Below are 19,007 nucleotides of genomic sequence, written 5' to 3'. Positions count from 1 at the left end.
TACGCTGTGCGGCTGAGCCTTTCATCCTCATCCGCAGGCGGTTCACCGCTCAGCCGAGTCGTCGCAGTGCCTCCGCGACCGCATCGGTGTCGTCGATCTCGGTGATGACATCGGCGTGGCAGAGCAGGAACCGGCTCAGCCAGTCGACCGAGTGCACGAGCAGACGCACGCGCACACTCGTCTCACCGTTTTCGAAGTATTCACGTGTCGTCACGTCGAGTTCATCGGCCAGCCAGGCTCCCCTGCCGGAGAAGCCGAGGGTGACCTCGTGGGATCGAGTGGTCGATTCGCTCACCGACAGCGGCGGATGGGCCGTGAGCTCCCATGCTCTGATGCTGCCGAGTGCGAACCGGCGCGGTGCCCCGGCCGAGTAGCACCAGGCGTCGACGTACCAGTCGGAACCGGGCACCAGGTTCGTCGGAGCGATGATCCGGGTGGTCAGTTCGTCACGGGAGGCCACATAGTAGTCGATCTGCAGCGCCGTCTCTTCGTCAACGGCCTTCTGCAGCGCACTCAGCAGCTCTTCGTCGACGTCGATGGGGCTGACGTCGACGGCGGTGCGCAGGTTCTCGCCCGCCGCAAGCCGGAGCTTGTCCGCGGCCGAGGCCACGGCCTCGGAGTCCAGCCCTGGCAGCGAGGAGAGCAGTTCGAGGGCGAGCACGAGGACGCCGGCTTCCTCCGCGCTCAGACGCACCGGCACGGAGACCTCCTCGGCGTTGGAGACGAAGATCTGCCCGCCCTCCCAGCTCGCGTCGATGAGGTCATCGGGCATGTGCCCGGGCCGTCCTGTGACGAAGAGGAGCTGAAGGTCGTCGATGAGGGTGTCGGAGTCGATGCCGAAATACGCGGCTGTGTCCTCGAGATCCGCGCCGGGATGGTCATCGAGGTAGGGCACGAGGCTGAGCAGCCTCGTCAGTCGCTCACGCGCTGAGGACACTGGCACCTCCGAGGCGGTTGAGGGATGCACGGATCTCATCGCGGCGCTGGTCCACGGCACGGACGAGTTCGGGCGGTGACACCGCTTCGACGGCGTCGCCGAAGCCGACGATCTCGGCCGCGAGCGTGTCGACATCGGAGAACTCGATGATCACCGCATCGTCATCGACGCGCACCTGCCGGCGTCGAAGCGGGTCGGCCCGGTGGGCGCGGATGTGCAGCTTCGCCTCGGCGACGACCGCCATCTCCGAACTCGACTGCAGAGCCAGTTGAGGTGAGAAGTCCTCGGGGATCGTGTAATCGCCGGGCTCACGTCCGCCGAGTTTCGCGATTCCGCCCTCGACGCGGGAGAGACGGAAGGTCCGACGTGCCTGCCGATCGAGGTCGAAACCGAAGAGGTAGACGCGATCGCCGCGGCTGAGCAGGGCGTAGGGTTCCAGACGCACCTTGCGCGCGGTCTGTCCGGGTTTGTGGTAGCGGAAGCCGATGGCTTCGCGGGCGTTGATGTGGTGGAGGGCATCGGCGAAGTTCGCACTGGCGAGTCTGCGTGCGGCAGAGCCCGGATCCACCTGCGCACGCTCGGCACCCTGCTGGTCGAGGTCGATGCCCAAGGCCCGAAGCTTCGTCAGCGCCTGCGCACTGGAGTCGCCGAGTTCGGTCTCCGACCAGAAGGCGGCCGCGACCGTGACGGCAGCGGCCTCGGCCGGAGTGAGATCGACCTCGTCCATCGCATAGTCGGCGGTCGAGATCCGGTAACCGGTCTCTCCCGCGTCTCCGTACGCATCGTGTTCGGCACGGGTGGCGATCGTGATGCCCATGTGCCGCAGCAGCTCTTTGTCGCGAGAGAACTTGCGGTCGAAGGCGACCTCGTCGAGCCCCGTGTAACCGTCGATGGCGCTCATCAGGGTCTTGCGAGAGACCCATCCGCGGGAGGCGCGCAGAGCGATGAGCAGGTTCATCAGCCGTTCCGTCTGCTGTCTCTGTCTGCTGGTGCGGGGTGTGTTCACGATTCCACCGTAACCTAGGCCGGGCGATAGTCTTGGGACCATGATTCATTGGCGCAAAGGAATCGCCGCAGCGATTCGCTCCACCCGGCCAGGATACACAGACGTCGCCGTCGAACTGGACCGGGCGCTGCCGGGCACAGATGTGACCTCCATCCGCGCGATCGCCTACACCGATGCTGTCGGCCATCCGCAGGTCGGAGACTCGGTGATCGTCAATGTCTCGGCATTGGCCAAGCGCTTGGGCACCGGAGGCTTCGGTCTCATCGTCGCACTGCCCGAGGCGCTTCCCGCCGACCCGCCCGAAGGCCCCGGACATCTGGTCAAGGACCGCTATTCGCCCCTGCAGACGATGGTGCTCGGCGTCGATGATCAGGAATCCGAACACCATGCCGTCCTCGCTGAGGCGGAGCACCTGGACGGCATGCCCGTCATCGTGGCCGATCTGCATTCGGCGCTGCCGGCTGTGATCGCCGGCATCCGCGCTGTCGACCCCTCCCTGTCCGTGGCGTATGTGCTCAGCGACGGTGCCGCCTTGCCCGCCCCGTTCTCACAGGCGGTGGCCGGTCTCAAGGAGGTCGGATGGCTGACGGGGTCGATCAGCATCGGGCAGTCCTGGGGCGGTGACCTCGAAGCGGTGACCGTCCACACCGGTCTGCTCGCCGCCCGACACGTGATGGGGGCCGACATCACCATCGTCGCGCAGGGGCCCGGGAACCTCGGCACCGGCACGAAGTACGGCTATTCGGGGCTCGTCACCGGGGACCATCTCAATGCCGCAGCCCTGCTCGGCGGGCGCCCGATCGGCCTGCTGCGGATGTCGAATGCCGATGCCCGCGGCCGCCACTTCGGCATCTCCCACCATTCGCTGACCCCGCTGACCGAGATCGCACGGCCGGGGATGACCGTGCCGGTGCCCGACTTCTCCACCCTCACCGAGGCGGAGCTGGCCGAGATGGATCCGGAGCCGACCGTCGTCGTCGACACCGTGGACCGACAGCTGGGCAGCCTGGTCATGCACGATCTCGTCGACGTCGACTTGAGCGGTCTGTGGGCGGAGCTGGGCTCCTCCCCCGTCGGACTGTCGACCATGGGGCGAAAGCTGCCGGCCGATGCGGCATCGTTCCTCGCCGCGGCCGCCGCGGGGCGCTTGGCCGCCGAACTCTGAATCCCGGCCTCGAGTTCCCGACCGAAATCTGTCTCCCGCATCGAATCGGACAGATCAGACACGTGTGGCCGGGCTCCGAAGAGCCCGGCCACAGTCGTCATGCGAACGGTCAGCGCACGTTCTCGAGATCGCAGACGAAGATGAGCGACTCCCCGGGCTGGATGACACCGCCGGCGCCCTGATCTCCGTACGCCAGGTGCGGTGGGATCTGCAGGGTACGGCGGCCGCCGACCTTCATCCCCTGGATCCCCTGGTCCCAACCGGAGATGACCATTCCGGACCCGAGACGGAACTCCAACGGGGTGCCGCGGTTGTACGAGGCATCGAACTCTTCGCCGGTGGAATGGGCGACACCCACGTAGTGCACGCTCACGGTGTCGCCGGGCCCCGCCTCGGCGCCGGTGCCGATGACGTCATCGGTGATGATGAGCTCGGTCGGGGCCTCGCCGGGAAAGTCGACTTCTGGCTTCTGCTTGCTCATTTTCTTCCTCCTGGAGTAGTCGTGCTGTGTGTGGCGAAAAGTGCGTCTCAGCCTTGGGCGGAGAGGATGTCGATGACGAAGACCAGGGTCGCATCTGCCGGGATCGAAGGTTCTCTGCCCTGTTCGCCGTAGCCCTTCTCCGGGGGGACGACGAGGACGATCTGGCTGCCGACCTTCTGGCCGACGAGGCCTTCGTTCCACCCCTCGATGACCTGGGCCTCCCCGACGGGGTCGACGACGAACGGCTGTCCGCCCTTCTTCCAGTTCGAGTCGAAGGTCTTCGAGTTGTCGTCCCAGAGCCAACCGGAGTACTTCACGGCCACGCTCTGACCCTTCTCGACCTCGGGGCCTTCGCCTTCGATCGTCGTATAGGTCTTCAGATCCTCGGGCTCGTCACCCTTCGGCTTCGAGATCGACGGGGCACCGTCGTCGGCCCACTTGACCGTCACCGGGTTGCCCGACTGGTCGGCCTTCTTCCCCTCCGCGCGGGTCAGCGGTCGGGTGGTCTTCTCGACATCGATGATGTAGACGAGCGTCTGCGACGCCTCGCCCTGCTCGGCGGAGCCGTTGAGCGACATCATCACCCGGGAGCCGACCTTGACGTCGATGAGGGCGTTGTAGAGGTCTTCGGAGATCTGCGACTTGTCCATGGGGAAACCGGCGGGTGCCTGCGAATCGTAGCTGGATTCGACGATCTTGCCGTTCGTGCCCGACACAAGGGTCATCTGGGCGGTGACCTGCTCGCCGTCGGCGATCTTCTCCCCCGTGCCCTTCTCCAGCACCTTCTTCTCGGCCTTCTCGATCACCAGCGGAGAATCGAAGCTGACCTTGGGCTTCTTGCCCTTCTTGCCCTCGACGGTGATGTCGTCGAGGCTGGTCGACTTCGCATCCTGGGCGGACACCGAGGGCGGAGGTGTGGTCGAGTCCTGCGACTCCTCACCCTGCCCGCAGGCCGAGAGCAGCAGCAGGCCGGCCGCAATGGCGCTGAGCACTTTGGTGCGCACTGGTTTCCTTTCGTCACGGGTGGTCGTGCCCGAACGCTGTGGTGGGACCGACCGGATCACAGGGTGATCTTACAGGCCGGCGATGAGTGTTTCTGCCTGCGGGTGACTCGTGGCGAACGGGTCCTTGAGTGCGACGGCGCGACCGGATTCGTCGTTGAGCCGCAGGTGCACCCAGTCGACGGTGTAGTCGCGGCGGGCGGCATGGGCGACACGGACGAATTCGCCCCGGATGGCAGCCCGGGTGCTCGCCGGAGGCACGTCTTTGGCGCGGGTGGCCGCCTCGGCGGGGACGAGGTTCTTCGCCATTCCCGCCGCCTCCAGCTTCGGGAACAGGCCGGTCGCCGGCGTGATGTCGTGGTAGGCGATGTCGAGACGGTGGATGCGCGCATCGGTGATGTCGTCGATCCCCCGCTGCATGGACCGGCGGATGAGCGCGCGTTTCATCACCCAGTCGATCTCCGTGTCCACGGTCGAGAAGTCCTGGGATTCGACGGCGGTGAGCATCCGCGTCCACAGGTCGATGACATAGCCGGCGAGGCCTTCGTCGCCGAGACTGTGATCTCCCTTGTCAACGATCCGCTGTGCCCGCTCCCGGTAGTCCGAGAGCAGGCCCAGCGGGGTTGTCGTGGTGCCGTCGGTGCGCTCGAGCACGACGGAACCGGTGAGGTCGCGCGCGACGAGTCGGATGTCGCGCACAGGGTGGCGCAGCCCGTTCTCCGGGATCCGCGCTCCCTGTTCGATGAGGTCGAGCATGAGGATCGCCGATCCGAGCTTGAGCGCCGAGGTGGCCGTCGACATCGAGGAGTCACCGACGATGACGTGGAGACGACGGTACTTCTCCGCATCCGCATGGGGTTCGTCGCGGGCGTTGATGATCGGCCGGGACCGGGTCGTGGCCGAGGACAGTCCCTCCCACATGACATCGGAGCGGGCAGAGAGGCCGAACATCATCTCCGTGCGGTCCGATTCCTCATCGGGGTTCAACGCCGAGCGGCGCGGGATGATCGCGCCGGCGCCGACGAGCAGCTGTCGGGACACGAGGAACGGCAGCAGCACCGTGGTCAGTCGGTTGAAGTCGAGGGTGCGGCGGATGAGGAAGTTCTCGTGCGAACCGTAGGAGTTCCCGGCCGCGTCGGTGTTGTTCTTGACCATGTGCACCCGCCCGCCGACGCCTTCGGCCTCGAGTGCGGTCTGCGCCTGGTCGAGCAGGTCGATCATCAGCGCCTCGCCGGCCCGGTCCTGAGCGAGCAGATCGCCCAGGTCGTCGCATTCGGCGGTCGCATATTCGGGGTGCGAGCCGACGTCGAGGTAGAGGCGGGAGCCGTTGGGCAGGAACACGTTCGAGGACCGTCCCCATTCGACGATGGGCCGGAAGAGGTGCCGGGCGATCTCCTCGGGTCCGATCCGGCGTCCGTCCGCCGCGGCGGTGTGGGCGAGTCCGTATTCGGTCTCGATCCCGTAGATGCGTGCCATTCAGTCCTCCCGCAGCCGGTTCATCGCGGCATCGTCGAGACGTCGGAACGTCCTCTGCTTGGTGGTCGTTCGGTCGAGGATCGCCGCTTCGAGCGCGTCTGCGGCCGGTGTCGACTGGGTGGCGGCAGACAAAGCCTGCACACCATGGGCGAACACCTCATGCAGAGACATCTGTGAGGTGGCCAGTCCGGCTAAGGAATCGGTGATCGCGTCGGCTCGGCCTCCGATGGCAACATGCTCGGTCTCGTCGATGACAGAACCGTCATAGCTGAGCCGGTAGAGCTGGTCGTGTTCGGCTGTGTGACCGAGTTCGGCGACGACGAGCTCGACCTCGAAGGGCTTGGATTCGGTGGTGAAGACACCGGCCAGGGTCTGCGCATAGGCGTTCGTCAGCCCGCGGGCCGTGACATCGGTGCGGTCATAGGAGTAGCCGCGCAGATCGGCGTAGCGGACTCCGGCCTGGCGCAGCGTTTCGAACTCGTTGTATTTGCCGACGGCGGCGAAGCCGATCCGGTCGTAGATCTCGGCGATCTTGTGCAGCGTCGGCGAGGGGTTCTCCGCGAGCAGCAGAATGCCTTCGTCGAAGCGCATGACGACGACCGACCGGCCCCGGGCGATGCCCTTGCGGGCGAAGTCCGCCCGGTCCTTCATCAGCTGTTCCGGAGAGACGTAGAACGGCGCCTGACTCATGTCCGATCCTTTCGCGGTGACGATTCGACTTTGACGGTCCGACGCTCAGGCCCGCGCGCTGCGGGTGCGGCGGGCGACCACCTCGGTGGCGGTCTCCAGCACAGCGGCCGAATCGATCTCGGTGGCCCCGTGTTCCAGGTCGACGGTGAAGACCGTCGGCGCGATCTGACGCACGAAGTCCGGTCCCCCGGTCGCCGAATCATCATCGGAAGCGTCGAAGAGGGCCTCGACGGCCACTCCGATCGCCGCGGAGGTGTCGAGATCCGGCTGCCACAGCTTCTTCAGTGCCCCTCGGGCGAAGCCGGAGCCAGAGCCGATGGCGTGGAAGCGGTGTTCGACGTATCTGCCGCCGGTGACGTCGAAGCTGAATATCTGTCCCTGCGGCATCGACGCATCGACGCCGGCGAACAGGGGCACGACGCTGAGACCCTGCATGGCCAGTCCGAGGTTGCCGCGCAGCATCGCGGCCAGACGATTGGCCTTGCCGTTGAGGGACAGCCCGGCCCCTTCGATCTTCTCGTAGTGTTCGAGTTCGAGCCGGAAGAGGCGGATGAGGTCGAGTGCGACCCCGGCCGTTCCGGCAACGCCGATGACCGAGAAGTCGTCGGCGGCTTCGACCTTCTCCATCGAATGGGAGGCGATGAGGTTGCCGATCGTCGCTCTCCGGTCCCCGGCCATGAGGACACCGGTCGCGGTGCGGAAGCAGATGATCGTTGTGCCTTCCGGCGATTGCCCGGTCAGGTCCCGACCGCTGTTCTGCGGCAACGTCTCGGGAGCCAGGGAGCGGGCGAGCTCGACGAAGGAATTGCTCGTCGAGCTCAGAAATGCAGGAGAGAATCCTGACATCTCATTGGCCGCCCTTCTGCACGAAGTTCTTGACGAATTCCTCCGCGTTCGATTCCAGCACGCCGTCGATCTCATCGAGGATGGAGTCGACGTTCTGAGTGTTGATCTGACCCTGCACGGCTTCCGGCGGGTCGACGGGCGCGTCCGACCCGCCATTCGATTTGTCCCTCTGGACCTGTTCCTGCGAGCTCATCTCACACCTCTTCAGTCGTTCTTCGGTTTCAGTCTATCGACTCCGAGGGCCTTCAGCAGGGCCTCGGCGGTCTCGATTCCCTCGACCCGGTCCTCCAGCAGCTCGCGGGTACCTTTGAGCGGCTCCTGCATGGGCAGACGCACGATGCCCAAGTCGCCGGCGTTGAGCACCAGGGAGTCCCAGCTGGCAGCCACGAGAGCATCGCCGAGGCGGTTGACCGCGAACGAGCGGAGGAAGGCGCGGGTGCCCTCGGGCGCGTTGGTCACCGCCGCCTCGACCTCGGCGTCGGTCGTCATCCGTCGGATCCGTCCGGCCCTCTCGAGCTTGTGGAACAGACCCTTCTCCGGGCGCACATCGTGGTACTGGACATCGATGAGGGCGAGCTTCGGATGATCCCAGTCGATGCCCTCGCGCTCACGGTAGTTCTCCAGCAGCACCCACTTGGCGACCCAGTCGATGGAGTCGGCGAGACTGCGCGGGTCGGCGGCCAGCCCGTCGAGGAATCGCCGCCATTCGGCGAGCACCGCGGCGGTATCGGCATCCTCGGGATCGGCGTGTTCGGCACAGGCGGCGAAGAAGACCTCCTGGATCTCCAATGCCGTCATCGTGGTGCCGTCGCTCAGGCGCAGCGGGGCGCTGAGGCTGAGGTCGTGGCTGACGTCCCACAGCGACTGCAGGGCATCGTCGAGTTCGATTCTCGGGGCCAGGCCCGCTTCGATGAGTCCGAGGACGAGGGAGGTCGCGCCGAAGCGCACGTAGGTTGCGGGTTCGGCCAGGGTGGCGTCGCCGATGATCACATGCAGCCGTCGGTACTTCGCGGCGTCGGCGTGCGGTTCGTCTCGGGTGTTGACGATCGGTCGGCGCAGCGTCGTCTCGAGGCCGACCTCGGCTTCGAAGAAGTCCGCGCGCGAAGAGATCTGGAAGCCCTTGCCCTCGCCCTCACGGCCGATCCCGACCCGACCGGAGCCGCACAGGATCTGCCGGGTCACGAAGAACGGGACGAGGCCGGCGACGATGTCATCGAAGTCGGTGCCGCGATCGACGAGGTAGTTCTCGTGCGTGCCGTACGACGAGCCCTTCGAATCCGTGTTGTTCTTGTACAGGTTGACCGGTTCCTCGGTCTTCTCCAAGGCCCGCACCGAGGCCAGCCCCACCAGGTCGCCGGCCCGGTCGAAGGTGACGATATCGCGTGGAGTCAGCACCTCCGGAGAGGAGTATTCGGGGTGGGCGTGGTCGACGTAGTAGCGCGCGCCGTTCTCCGTGACCACGTTCGCGAGGTATTGGGCTTCGACGTCGTCCTGCGGAATATGGGTCAGCTGGGAGGAGTCGGCGTCGGCGAGGTTCATGATGAAGCCGCGAGCATCGGCCAGCGGCGACTCGGTGGCGAAGTCCCAGAAGCTCTGGGACGACTTCAGGCCGCGCGGTCCCGCATAGGCATCGACGACACGCGCCGAGTCCCGCATCGGATTCGCGCGCGGGTTGCCGGGCTGGCTGAGGCCGAACTCGGTTTCGGATCCCATGACGCGCCTGACTCTGAGCATCTGTACTTCCTCCAAGGATTAGACTCGGGGACGTGGCAACGAAGAAATCTCATCTCCCCATCGCACTGATCGTCGACCTCATCCTCGTGGTTCTGTTCACGATCGTCGGTCACTACACACATTCTCACAATTTCGACCCGCAGGGGCTGATGACCACGGCGTGGCCGTTCCTCGCAGCTCTCGTGCTGGCCTGGCTGCTCACCGCGGTCTGGGATCGTCCGATCTCGCCCCTGGCCACCGGCACCGGGGTGTGGGCGGTGACCGTGCTCGTCGGTCTCGTGCTGCGCGGAGTCACCGGGGCCAGCGGAGAGCCCGGTACGGTGCCCGTGAGCTTCATGATCGTGGCGACCTCGCTCAATCTCGTCACCCTGGTCGGCTGGCGGATCATCGCCACTGCGGTCTCCGGCGGCTCCAGCCGTCGCGGACGCAGCCGCTGACAGCCGAGAACGCCCCTGCCCCATTGATGGGCCCGCCTGCTCCATTGATGGGCCCGCCTGCAGGTGCAGGCGGGCCCATCTGTCTTCTCAGACCAGGTCGGAGTTCGGTCGCACTTCGGAGATCTCGGTCTCATAGGGAACGGTCGGTGCACCTCTGGTCGTGTCGAGGTGCATCATCCGCAGATGCGTGACCCGCTCGCCCTTGCGCCCGGAGATGCGCGCCCACTCATCGGGATTCGTCGTGTTCGGCAGGTCCTCGTGTTCGCTGAACTCCTCGGCGATGGCGGCATCGAAGTGTGCCGACTGCAGACCCCTCTCGCCGGTCTCGAGCAGCGACTTGATCGCGGACTTCTTCGCCCGGTCGACGATGTTGTGGATCATCGCGCCGGAGGCGAATGCCGAGAAGTGGAGGACTTCCTTCGAACCGTCGGCATAGCTGACCTCGACGAACTCGTTGTCCGCGCTCTCCGCGTACATCCGCTCCACACAGTGGTCGATGACGGTGGCCACCGCCTCGGCGGGCGTCTCATGACCGGAGAGCACGCTCGAATGCAGCGGCAGGTCGGCCGTGAGGTACTTCTCGAAGATGTCACGAGCGGCATCGGCATCGGGGCGTTCGATGCGGATCTTGACATCGAGGCGGCCCGGACGCAGGATCGCCGGGTCGATGAGGTCCTCACGGTTCGAAGCGCCGATGACGATGACGTTGTCGAGCTGTTCGACGCCGTCAATCTCCGTGAGCAGCTGCGGGACGATCGTCGTCTCCACATCAGAGGACTTGCCCGTGCCGCGGGTGCGGAAGAGCGATTCCATCTCGTCGAAGAAGACGACGACGGGGAAGCCCGCCGAAGCCTTCTCCCTGGCACGGGCGAAGATGAGGCGGAGCTGACGTTCGGTCTCGCCGACGTACTTGTCGAGCAGCTCCGGGCCCTTGATGTTGAGGAAGTAGGTCTTGCTGGTCCTCTCCTCACCGGTGCGATCGGCCAGCGAATTCGCCACAGCCTTGGCGATGAGGGTCTTGCCGCAGCCCGGGGGCCCGTAGAGCAGAATGCCCTTGGGCGGTTTGAGACCGTGCTCGGTGTAGAGCTCGGGATGTTCGAAGGGCAGTTCGACGGCGTCCTTGATCTGTCCGATCTGGTCAGCCAGTCCCCCGATGTCCGAATAGGTGATGTCGGGGACCTCTTCGAGCAGCAGCGAGGACACCTCGGGCTTCTCGACGACCTGCAGCGCGTAGTGGGTGCGGGTGTCGACGACGACGGCATCGCCGACGCGCAGCCCCGAATCGATGAGGTCGGCGGCGAGGGTGAAGACCTGTTCGTCATCACCGGGAGCTCCGACGAGGATGCGCCGGTCATCGATGAATTCGCGGACGTTGACGACCGAACCCACCGGGGGGAACTCGCCGACGCCGATGACGACGAGGCCCTCGGACAGGAGGACATCGGCGCCGGGGCGCAGCCCGGCCGGATCCACTTCGGGGGCGACGGCCACGCGCATGCGGCGGCCGCTGACGATGACGTCGGCAGCCACACCCTTGTCGTCGAGGCCGATGAGGGTGCCCCAGTTGTTCGGCGGCTCGGTCAGACGACGAGCCTCCTCCTTGATCCGGTTGAGCTCGTCGCGGGCAGTGCGCAGGGTCTTCGACAAGGCCTCATTGCGTTTGCCCGCGGTGTAGAGCTGCTGGCGCAGGGACACGGTGTCCTCACGCAGCTTCTTCACCTCGGTCGTGGTCTCTGTCATCGATCCTCCTTCGGCCCAGTGGTCTCAGTGTTCGGCGGCTGTGTCGCGTCCGCGGCAGCCGCGTTCTCTTCGTCGCTGCGCAGGCGCTTACCGGCTTCGCGCATGACTCGGCGCAGCTTCTTCCCGTGTGCGGTGCGGGTGCCGATGGCCGCCTCGGTGACCTCGGGCTCCGTCCACGCGGCGACGTCCTCGGGGGCCGCAGCGGCTCCCTGCGGGCGCTTCTTCTTCTCCAGCGGAGCCACTCCCGCGGCCATCCTTCGGGCCATGATGAGGAAGCCGGTGTGGGCGATCATCCGGTGGTCGGGGCGCACGGCGAGTCCGTCGGCGTGCCAGCCGCGGACCATGGCTTCCATGGCTTCGGGTTCGGCGAAGTTCCCCGTGGCCCGCAGCGCTTCGGTGAAGCGGGAGAGCTGCGGGACCGTGGCCACATACGCGATGACGATTCCGCCGGGCGTCAGGGCTTCGCTGACGGCGTCGAGCGTGTTCCAGGGAGTGAGCATGTCGAGGACCACGCGGTCGACGCTGCCGGGCGCGAAGGTCTGCGGCAGCGCCTCGGAGAGGTCGCCGACGGTGACCGACCAGTTCTCGGGTGCCCCGTCGAAGAAGTCTGCGATATTGCCCGAGGCGATCGTGGCGAACTCCTCGCGCAGTTCGAAGGAGTGCACGCAACCGCGCGGTCCGACGGCACGCAGCAGGGCCATCGACAGTGCCCCGGATCCGACCCCCGCCTCGACGACGGTGGCGCCGGGGAAGATGTCGCCGAGGGTGACGATGAGTCCCGAATCCTTCGGGTAGACGACCGCAGCGCCGCGGGGCATCGAGAGCACGAAGTCCTCATAGCGGGGACGGAAGACCTGGAACTCCACTCCCCCGGAATTCGACACGATGATGCCTTCGGTGCGCCCGATGATGTCGTCGTGGCTGATGAGTCCCTTGTTCGTGTGGAAGAGCTCGCCCGGGGCGAGCACGAAGGTGTGCATGCGCCCCTTGGGGTCGGTGAGCTGGACCTTTTCGCCGCGGCTGAGGGCACGCGGAGGTCGGGAACGGAGTGGCTGAGTCATGATGAGTCCACTCTACGCTGGTGAGGATTGCCTCACACAACCGGCTCAGGCTGCGAGAAGTTCGTCGAAGAACTCCTGCAGGTCGATGACTCCGACCAGCGTGTTTCCGTCCATGACGAGGCTGAACTGCGCCTTGGGGCGGTGGGTGAGCGATTCGAGCAGATGCGGGGCGGTGATGTCCTTGGGCACACCGATCCAGCCGACGAGGGGCCGGGCGACCTCACCGGCGGGCACGGCGTCGAGGGTCTCGGCGAGGCGGCCGGCTGCGGCGTGCCGATCGACGAGACCGTACGGCAGCCCGTTCTGGTCGAGGACGACGATGAGGGTGCGCTCCTTCGCGTTGCCGAGCGTGTTCGCGTAGTCGAGGGTGTCGGCGAGGTCGGCATCCCAGGTGGCCGCGATGGCCGGTTGGATGACCTGGGAGAGATCGTAGGTCTCCATCTTCCTGGCGCGTTTGGCGTGGGTCGCAGCATCCCCGGCGGAGAACCACAGCATGATCGCGATGAGCGACATCCAGGCCACGGTGAGCGGGTCGGGTCGATCGCCGGCCAGCAGCGGAGTGATGACCGACCAGCCGATGAATCCGACGGCGATGATGCGCCCGACCCAGCTGGCCACGATCGTGCCCAGGTACTGGGACCCGGTGATGCGCCACATGATCGCCTGCAGCGCCCAGCCGCCGTCGAGCGGAATGCCCGGCAGCAGGTTGATCGCTCCCAAGGCGACATTGGCGAAGGTGACCGCGATGAGCAGCAGCCACGGCACCGAGGTGGGACTCACGGCGCTCAGGCACCACCATCCCAGCAGCGCGAGGACGATGTTGACGATGGGGCCGACGATGGAGATGACGAAGCTCGTCATCGCGGCCTTGTCGCGCGGATTGTCCATCTGGGGTTCGAAGCGGGTGAAGCCGCCCCAGATGTTCAGCTCGATGGCGGCGACCTTCTGCCCGTAGAACTGACCGGCCACACCGTGGGCGAGTTCGTGGAGGAACACCGAGGCGAAGAGGAGCACCGCGTAGGCGAAGGCCACAAACCATGCGCCGATGCCCAGATCCGGCCGCACCTGGTTGAGCCAGGGGGTGAAGAGTATCGTGATGACGATGGCGGCGAGGAACCACGACCACGCCAGGATCACCGGTGCGCCGAGGACCGTGCCCAGACGCAGACCCGATGACGCACCGGGCTGGTGGTTTTTCGCGGCCATTGAAGGGATTCCTCCGGTCGATGTCGTGGTCAGCGGACCACTGAGGGTCGGTAACTCAGCCTAACAGCGACTCAGCGCTCACCGCTGGTCGCCACGTCGTGTCCGCCCAGGTCGTTACAGTGGTGATATGGCCGAGCTCACCAGTCTGTCGCCCTCCCGGGCCAACGACTTCATCCAGTGTCCCCTGAAGTTCCGCTTCCGCAGCATCGACAAGCTGCCGGAGCCGCCGTCTCAGGCGGCATTCCGCGGCACCGTGGTCCATTCGGTGCTCGAGAAGCTGTTCACCGCTCCCGCCGCAGAACGCACGGCCGAACTCGCCCAGTCGATGCTCATGCCCGCCTGGAGCGAACTCGTGGAGAAGGACCCGACCGTGCTCGAGATCTTCACCGCCGAAGCGGAGAAGGAGACGTTCTTCACATCTGCGCGTCGCCTCATCGACTCCTATTTCGTCCTCGAGTATCCCGAGCACCTCGAACCCGAGGAGACGGAGAAGTTCGTCCGCACGAAGCTCGACAACGGACTCGAACTGCGCGGGTTCATCGACCGGGTCGATGTCGCCCCCGGCGGTGAGACCAGGTTGGTCGACTATAAGACCGGCAAGCAGCCGAAGCCGCAGTACGGACGGGAGGCGCGGTTCCAGATGGGCTTCTACGCCCTCGTCGTCTACCGACTCTCCGGAGATCTCGTCCACACTCTGCAGCTGATGTATCTCGGTTCGCGCAGCGTGCTGAAGTCGCATCCGACGATGAACGAGATCGAACAGACCGAATTCGAGATCGATGCCATCTGGAAGGACATCATCGCTTCGGCGGAGTCGGACCGGTGGCGGCCGAAGAAGTCTCCCCTGTGCAACTGGTGCTCCTTCAAACCGCTGTGCCCTGCCTGGGGCAACACCGCCCCGCCGACGCCGGAGATCACGAACATCGTCGGGGCCTAGGACGATTGGGGAGTTCAGACCCGACTGTGGTGGCGCAGCCGACGCAGATCCTCGACGGTGCGGCCTTCGAGGCCGTCCCACAGGATCCGGCCCGGCCGCGCTTCCAGATCGATGAAATGCGGGATGCCCACGGCGATGGTTCCGGCCGCCTCCGCGCTGGCCAGACCGGGCTTCGAATCCTCGAGAGCGACACACTCTGCCGGGTCGAGGCCCAGCAGGGCCGCCCCGCGGAGGTAGGGCTCCGGGTCGGGTTTGCCCGCGGAGACTTCGTCACCGGAGATGAGTCCGGCGAAGCTGTCGGGCGGGCAGCTGGCGATGACCGCCTCGGCGAGCCGACGGTAGGACATTGTGACCATGACGCTGGGGATCCCCTCGGCTTTGAGCTCGGCGAGCAGCTCCAGTGCGCCGGGCCGGAACGGGACGGAGGTGCGGATCTGGTCGATCACCGCGCTCATGAGGGTGTCGACGATCTCGTTCACCGGCAGATCGAGACCGGCCTCCTGCATCATCGACGCCGAGGTGGTCAGTTCGTTGCCGACGAATTCGAGCCCCTGCTCTTCTGACCAGGGAAGCCCATGAGCGTTCATCAGTTCTGTTTCGGCTCGGATCCAGTACGGTTCCGTATCGACAAGGGTTCCGTCCATATCCCACAGGACAGCGGCGGGCTCGGCGGCGGCAGAATTCGTCATACGCCCAGCGTAGTCTTGAACCATGAGCTTTCTTCCATCCGGGTCCGGGGCACTCGTCTTCATCGCCTTCGAAGGTCAGGATGCCGATGCCTCCGAAGCCGCGAGTTCCCTGGCCAAGGATCTCGTCGAGGTCTGGCAGCTGAACGACTCGCAGATCCTCGACACCGACGGGTTCTACGAATTCCGCTTCTCCGAGCCGGAGATCCTCCGCGACGAGGAGGGAACCGCATCGATCGCCTGGCCGGGGATCGCGGTGCATCGCGGCCGCCTCGGCGAACTGCCGATCACCGTCATCCACGGTCACGAACCGGGACTGAAGTGGCGGGAGTTCCTCTCCCTCATCCTCGGTCAGATCGGTCGGGACGATTCGGTCGTCCTCCTCGGCGGGCTCCATGCGGAGGTGCCGCACACCCGACCGCTGCCGGTCGTGGCGAACACCGAGGACCGAACGCTGGCGGCCGAGATCGGCATCGATGCCAACGGCTATGAAGGTCCCATCGGCATCCTCGGCCTCCTCGCCGTGGCCTGCCGGTGGCGGAGTCTGCGCGCGATCAATCTGTGGGTCGGGGTGCCGGACTACCTTGCCGACTCCCCGTCGCCGAAGGCGGAACTGGCGCTGGCCAAGGCCGTCGAACACTATGCGGGCGTGGAGATCGATATCCATGTGCTCGAGGAGGAGAGCCGCGCATGGGAGCTGGGTGCCGATGAGCTCGTGTCGCTGAATCCGCAGCTGGCCGAACTCGTCCGCGGTCTCGAGGAGGCTATCGACTCCGCCGATCTGCCTGAGGCCAGCGGAGACGCCATCGCGGCCGAGTTCGAACGCTATCTGCGCAAACGCGGCCGCGAGAAGTAGGGCGCAGAGTCAGTCGAGCAGACGGATACCCAGCAGCGCATCGACGGCGTCGGCGACCCGGTCACCGCTGAGCGCAGCGGTGGTCGAGGGCTCGGTGTCTGCGTAGTGTTCGGCCCATTCGTCGAGGATCCCGAGGGCACGGGGGCTGTCGAGGTCGTCGGTGAGCGCTTCGCGGAGCAGACCGATGATGTGTCCGCGCAGTCCTTCCCGGCATTCGGATTCGCACTTCGCCGCATGCCGCCACGCCTCCAGCCGTGCCGCTGCGGTCTCGAGCTGCTCTTCGGTGAAGCTCCAATCGCTGCGGTAGTGGTTGGACAGGATCACGGTGCGGATGACCATCGGGTCGACTCCGCGTTCGCGCAGCTGTGAGACGAGCACGAGGTTGCCCTTCGATTTGCTCATCTTCTCGCCGTCGAGTCCGACCATGCCGGTGTGCATGTAGGTCTTGGCCATCGGGGTGTCGCGCCAGGCTGCGGCGTGGGCCGCGCTCATCTCGTGGTGCGGGAAGATGAGGTCGTTCCCGCCGCCCTGCACGTCGACGGGCAGGCCCGCGTACTTGTCGACAATGACGGTGCATTCGACGTGCCAGCCGGGCCGGCCGCGGCCCAGTGCCCCGCCGTCCCACGACGGTTCGCCTTCACGCTCGGCGCGCCACAGCAGCGGGTCGATCGGGTTCTCTTTGCCCACGGTGTCCGGGTCACCGCCGCGTTCGGCCGAGAGCACGGCCATCGTCTTCTCGTCGTCATGGCTGACGGTGCCGAAAGGCGGGGTGATCGGGGTCGACACCCGGTAGTAGACGTCACCGTTGTCGAGCGTGTAGGCCGCGCCCTTGGCAACGAGGTCCTCCACGGCCGCGGTGATCTCGGGGACGGTTTCGACGACGCCGATGAAGCTCCGCGGCGGGATCACCCGCAGGGCCTCCATGTCCTCACGGTAGAGCTGGATCTGGGAGGAGGCGAGTTCGCGCCAGTCGACCCCGGTGGCGTCGGCCCTCTCCAGCAGCGGATCGTCGACGTCGGTGGTGTTCTGGACGTAGACGACGTCGAGTCCGGCATCACGCCAGATGCGGTTGAGCAGGTCGAAGGCCACATAGGTGGCCGCGTGACCGAGATGCGTCGCATCGTAGGGGGTGATGCCGCAGACGTAGAGACGAGCGGTCTGCTCGCGACCGCGCAGGCGGCGCGGGCTGCGGGAGCTCGTGTCGAAGACCGTGGGCACCTTCCCGGTGCTGGTCAGACGGGGCAGTTGTGGTTCGGGCCATGACTTCACGCAGACCAGCCTAACCGAGACGCAGGCGTTCGGCACTCCGATTCCCAGTGATGCTCGCAACCGGATGCCGGACTCAGATCGGCGGCCAGGGGATGACGGTGCGGTCCTCGGGGGCTTCGGGGAAGAACTCACCTGTGAGGAGAGTCTCGGCCCGCTCGCGCAGAGCCTGCACCTCCTGGGGCGAAAGACAGTCGCAGAGCGCGTCGTTGAGGACCGGGTCCATGTCGACGATCTCCTCGAGGGCGTCGATCTCCTCGGCTCGGAACGATGTGCGGGAGAAGCCCCACAGCACGGTGCGCAGCTTCTCATCGGCATGGAACGTCAGCCCGTTGTCGATGCCGAAGACGCCGATGTCGTGCGCATCGGTGCTCGGCAGGGTCGAACCGGTGATGACATGGCCGGCCTTTCGGTCAGCGTTGTTGGCGAGCAGGTCGAAGAAGGCGACGGCGCGCAGGCCCTCGTTGACCGCATGGGAGAGGACGAGGTCGCGGCCGTCCTCGGTGCGCAGCGCGAAGATCGGAGTGTGGTCGGCCGGGATCGCCTGCACCGCCGACAGGCTCACGGCCTCGTCATCATCGGTGGCTTCGACGTAGGCCTGCAGAGAGCCGCGACCGGCGGGCAGGTCCTCGCGCAGCACCGTCGGCGGGACGACGTCGAGTCCGAGGGCTGAGCTGAGCCGATAGGACGCGACTTCCCGCAGCGCCAGTGTCCCCGAGGGGAAGTCGAGCAGCGGGCGTTCCCCGGAGATCGGTTTGTACACGGCCTTGACCGCCCGGTCCGAGTGTTCGATCACGAGCAGGCGGGTGTCATTGCTGGCCCGCGGAATCGAGCCCATCTCCGTCCACTCCCCCGCGCTCAGAGCCTCGAGGAGAAAGCTGTTGTCCATCACTTCAGGCGCGCGGGATCCCGTTGGCGCGTGGGCACAGGTGGCCTTCGGGCTCGAGCGGGAGGGAGCAGAACGGGCAGTCGCCGCGTCCTGCGCCGACGACCTGTTCGCCGCGGCGGGAGAACTCCCGAGCGGCCGCCGCGTCGAGGACGACGCGCAGGACCTCGCGGTCGACTTCGTCGTCATCGGGGTCGGCGGACGTTCCGGCCTGGGCGTCCGCCTCGGTGAGTTCGAAGCATTCGATGACGAGTTCGTGTTTGACCGTGTCCCAGCCGAGGCTCATGGTGCCGACACGGAACTCCGGTTCGATGGGCACATTCAGTCCGGCGTTGTCGATGCGGTCGTCGAGGGCCGTCTGCGGCACTCGCGCGGCCGGGTCCTTGGTCATGACCATGTCGAGCAGCTCGGTGATCCGGTCGGCGAGGATCTCCACCTGTTCCTTCTCCACGACGACGGTCGTCAGCACGGTCCCGGACTTCGCCTGGAGGAGGAAGGTCCTCTCCCCCGGCAGTCCGATCGTGCCGACGACGAAACGGTCCGGTGTGGGGTGGTCGTAGAGAGCTGCCATGTCTTCAGCCTAGTTCAAACACTTA

General features: G+C 66.1%; 20 protein-coding genes. 4 read left to right on the top strand and 16 right to left on the bottom strand.

The window, feature by feature from the left end:
• Positions 1-49 precede the first annotated feature (49 nt).
• Positions 50-937: a WYL domain-containing protein gene (locus tag ACQE2J_RS10250; RefSeq protein WP_135540866.1), complete on the bottom strand. Its 888-nt coding sequence runs from the start codon at positions 935-937 to the stop codon at positions 50-52.
• Positions 921-1,943, bottom strand: coding sequence for a helix-turn-helix transcriptional regulator (locus ACQE2J_RS10245; protein WP_240689945.1), 1,023 nt, complete (start codon positions 1,941-1,943; stop codon positions 921-923). Before ACQE2J_RS10245 ends, ACQE2J_RS10250 begins: the two co-directional genes overlap by 17 nt.
• Before the next feature lie 40 nt (positions 1,944-1,983).
• Between ACQE2J_RS10245 and ACQE2J_RS10240 the strand changes: the two genes are divergently transcribed.
• Entirely contained in the window at positions 1,984-3,108 is a 1,125-nt protein-coding gene (locus ACQE2J_RS10240) for a DUF3866 family protein (RefSeq protein WP_425119411.1), read from the top strand.
• A gap of 109 nt (positions 3,109-3,217) precedes the next feature.
• On the opposite strand, the gene ACQE2J_RS10235 is transcribed toward ACQE2J_RS10240, so the two are convergent.
• The 7 genes from ACQE2J_RS10235 to dop all read right to left on the bottom strand — a co-directional run bounded on the left by ACQE2J_RS10235 (position 3,218) and on the right by dop (position 9,336).
• Positions 3,218-3,589 carry an FKBP-type peptidyl-prolyl cis-trans isomerase gene (locus tag ACQE2J_RS10235; protein WP_135540870.1) on the bottom strand — a complete coding sequence of 124 codons (372 nt, stop codon included), beginning with the start codon at positions 3,587-3,589 and terminating at the stop codon, positions 3,218-3,220.
• Between the two features lie 47 nt (positions 3,590-3,636).
• Positions 3,637-4,593, bottom strand: coding sequence for an FKBP-type peptidyl-prolyl cis-trans isomerase (locus ACQE2J_RS10230; RefSeq protein WP_240689946.1), 957 nt, complete (start codon positions 4,591-4,593; stop codon positions 3,637-3,639).
• 69 nt (positions 4,594-4,662) lie between these two features.
• Complete coding sequence (pafA, locus tag ACQE2J_RS10225; RefSeq protein WP_135540872.1) at positions 4,663-6,066, bottom strand: Pup--protein ligase; 1,404 nt, start codon at positions 6,064-6,066, stop codon at positions 4,663-4,665.
• Positions 6,067-6,756 carry a proteasome subunit alpha gene (gene prcA / locus ACQE2J_RS10220; RefSeq protein ID WP_135540874.1) on the bottom strand — a complete coding sequence of 230 codons (690 nt, stop codon included), beginning with the start codon at positions 6,754-6,756 and terminating at the stop codon, positions 6,067-6,069.
• Between the two features lie 45 nt (positions 6,757-6,801).
• Positions 6,802-7,602, bottom strand: coding sequence for a proteasome subunit beta (prcB, locus tag ACQE2J_RS10215; RefSeq protein WP_135540876.1), 801 nt, complete (start codon positions 7,600-7,602; stop codon positions 6,802-6,804).
• A 1-nt stretch (position 7,603) separates the two neighbouring features.
• On the bottom strand, positions 7,604-7,795 hold the full coding sequence (locus tag ACQE2J_RS10210; RefSeq protein WP_135540878.1) for a ubiquitin-like protein Pup: 192 nt from the start codon (positions 7,793-7,795) through the stop codon (positions 7,604-7,606).
• An 11-nt stretch (positions 7,796-7,806) separates the two neighbouring features.
• Positions 7,807-9,336, bottom strand: a complete 1,530-nt coding sequence (dop, locus tag ACQE2J_RS10205; protein WP_135540880.1) for a depupylase/deamidase Dop — start codon at positions 9,334-9,336, stop codon at positions 7,807-7,809.
• A gap of 32 nt (positions 9,337-9,368) precedes the next feature.
• Between dop and ACQE2J_RS10200 the strand changes: the two genes are divergently transcribed.
• Positions 9,369-9,773 (top strand): DUF3054 domain-containing protein, encoded by a 405-nt coding sequence (locus ACQE2J_RS10200; RefSeq protein WP_135540882.1) that lies wholly within the window; start codon positions 9,369-9,371, stop codon positions 9,771-9,773.
• A gap of 87 nt (positions 9,774-9,860) precedes the next feature.
• Here the strand turns inward: ACQE2J_RS10200 and arc are convergent, their stop codons facing one another.
• From arc to ACQE2J_RS10185, 3 genes are read right to left on the bottom strand one after another with little or no spacing between them, the layout of a single operon-like run.
• Entirely contained in the window at positions 9,861-11,513 is a 1,653-nt protein-coding gene (gene arc, locus ACQE2J_RS10195) for a proteasome ATPase (RefSeq protein WP_425119408.1), read from the bottom strand.
• Positions 11,510-12,574 (bottom strand): tRNA (adenine-N1)-methyltransferase, encoded by a 1,065-nt coding sequence (locus ACQE2J_RS10190; RefSeq protein ID WP_135540886.1) that lies wholly within the window; start codon positions 12,572-12,574, stop codon positions 11,510-11,512. Before ACQE2J_RS10190 ends, arc begins: the two co-directional genes overlap by 4 nt.
• A 45-nt stretch (positions 12,575-12,619) precedes the next feature.
• The gene (locus ACQE2J_RS10185; protein WP_135540888.1) at positions 12,620-13,780 is read right to left on the bottom strand and encodes a site-2 protease family protein; all 1,161 of its coding nucleotides are present in this window, start codon (positions 13,778-13,780) and stop codon (positions 12,620-12,622) included.
• A 127-nt stretch (positions 13,781-13,907) separates the two neighbouring features.
• Between ACQE2J_RS10185 and ACQE2J_RS10180 the strand changes: the two genes are divergently transcribed.
• Positions 13,908-14,717 (top strand): RecB family exonuclease, encoded by an 810-nt coding sequence (locus ACQE2J_RS10180; RefSeq protein ID WP_425119407.1) that lies wholly within the window; start codon positions 13,908-13,910, stop codon positions 14,715-14,717.
• A gap of 14 nt (positions 14,718-14,731) precedes the next feature.
• Here the strand turns inward: ACQE2J_RS10180 and ACQE2J_RS10175 are convergent, their stop codons facing one another.
• Positions 14,732-15,406, bottom strand: coding sequence for an HAD family hydrolase (locus tag ACQE2J_RS10175; RefSeq protein ID WP_425119406.1), 675 nt, complete (start codon positions 15,404-15,406; stop codon positions 14,732-14,734).
• A 22-nt stretch (positions 15,407-15,428) separates the two neighbouring features.
• Here ACQE2J_RS10175 and ACQE2J_RS10170 point away from each other — a divergent pair, with 22 nt between their 5' ends.
• Positions 15,429-16,259, top strand: coding sequence for a PAC2 family protein (locus tag ACQE2J_RS10170; protein ID WP_425119405.1), 831 nt, complete (start codon positions 15,429-15,431; stop codon positions 16,257-16,259).
• Between the two features lie 9 nt (positions 16,260-16,268).
• Here the strand turns inward: ACQE2J_RS10170 and mshC are convergent, their stop codons facing one another.
• From mshC to ACQE2J_RS10155, 3 genes are all read right to left on the bottom strand, one after another.
• Positions 16,269-17,528 (bottom strand): cysteine--1-D-myo-inosityl 2-amino-2-deoxy-alpha-D-glucopyranoside ligase, encoded by a 1,260-nt coding sequence (gene mshC, locus ACQE2J_RS10165; RefSeq protein WP_425119404.1) that lies wholly within the window; start codon positions 17,526-17,528, stop codon positions 16,269-16,271.
• A 73-nt stretch (positions 17,529-17,601) separates the two neighbouring features.
• Positions 17,602-18,414, bottom strand: coding sequence for an SCO1664 family protein (locus ACQE2J_RS10160; protein WP_135540898.1), 813 nt, complete (start codon positions 18,412-18,414; stop codon positions 17,602-17,604).
• Between the two features lie 4 nt (positions 18,415-18,418).
• The gene (locus ACQE2J_RS10155) at positions 18,419-18,982 is read right to left on the bottom strand and encodes a DUF3090 domain-containing protein (RefSeq protein WP_425119403.1); all 564 of its coding nucleotides are present in this window, start codon (positions 18,980-18,982) and stop codon (positions 18,419-18,421) included.
• Between the last annotated feature and the right edge of the window lie 25 nt (positions 18,983-19,007).

The organism is Brevibacterium sp. LE-L (genome assembly GCF_050214925.1).
Lineage (GTDB): Bacteria > Actinomycetota > Actinomycetes > Actinomycetales > Brevibacteriaceae > Brevibacterium.
This window is presented reverse-complemented; position numbering and strand designations above follow the sequence as displayed.

Excerpts from the sequence above, each read along its gene's own strand:
- prcB (WP_135540876.1), bottom strand. The coding sequence starts at position 7,602 with ATGTCAGGATTCTCTCCTGCATTTCTGAGCTCGACGAGCAATTCCTTC.
- ACQE2J_RS10180 (WP_425119407.1), top strand. The coding sequence starts at position 13,908 with ATGGCCGAGCTCACCAGTCTGTCGCCCTCCCGGGCCAACGACTTCATC.
- prcA (WP_135540874.1), bottom strand. The coding sequence starts at position 6,756 with ATGAGTCAGGCGCCGTTCTACGTCTCTCCGGAACAGCTGATGAAGGAC.
- ACQE2J_RS10155 (WP_425119403.1), bottom strand. The coding sequence starts at position 18,982 with ATGGCAGCTCTCTACGACCACCCCACACCGGACCGTTTCGTCGTCGGC.
- ACQE2J_RS10160 (WP_135540898.1), bottom strand. The coding sequence starts at position 18,414 with ATGGACAACAGCTTTCTCCTCGAGGCTCTGAGCGCGGGGGAGTGGACG.
- ACQE2J_RS10170 (WP_425119405.1), top strand. The coding sequence starts at position 15,429 with ATGAGCTTTCTTCCATCCGGGTCCGGGGCACTCGTCTTCATCGCCTTC.
- ACQE2J_RS10175 (WP_425119406.1), bottom strand. The coding sequence starts at position 15,406 with ATGACGAATTCTGCCGCCGCCGAGCCCGCCGCTGTCCTGTGGGATATG.
- ACQE2J_RS10185 (WP_135540888.1), bottom strand. The coding sequence starts at position 13,780 with ATGGCCGCGAAAAACCACCAGCCCGGTGCGTCATCGGGTCTGCGTCTG.
- dop (WP_135540880.1), bottom strand. The coding sequence starts at position 9,336 with ATGCTCAGAGTCAGGCGCGTCATGGGATCCGAAACCGAGTTCGGCCTC.
- ACQE2J_RS10240 (WP_425119411.1), top strand. The coding sequence starts at position 1,984 with ATGATTCATTGGCGCAAAGGAATCGCCGCAGCGATTCGCTCCACCCGG.
- ACQE2J_RS10235 (WP_135540870.1), bottom strand. The coding sequence starts at position 3,589 with ATGAGCAAGCAGAAGCCAGAAGTCGACTTTCCCGGCGAGGCCCCGACC.
- pafA (WP_135540872.1), bottom strand. The coding sequence starts at position 6,066 with ATGGCACGCATCTACGGGATCGAGACCGAATACGGACTCGCCCACACC.
- ACQE2J_RS10210 (WP_135540878.1), bottom strand. The coding sequence starts at position 7,795 with ATGAGCTCGCAGGAACAGGTCCAGAGGGACAAATCGAATGGCGGGTCG.
- arc (WP_425119408.1), bottom strand. The coding sequence starts at position 11,513 with ATGACAGAGACCACGACCGAGGTGAAGAAGCTGCGTGAGGACACCGTG.
- ACQE2J_RS10190 (WP_135540886.1), bottom strand. The coding sequence starts at position 12,574 with ATGACTCAGCCACTCCGTTCCCGACCTCCGCGTGCCCTCAGCCGCGGC.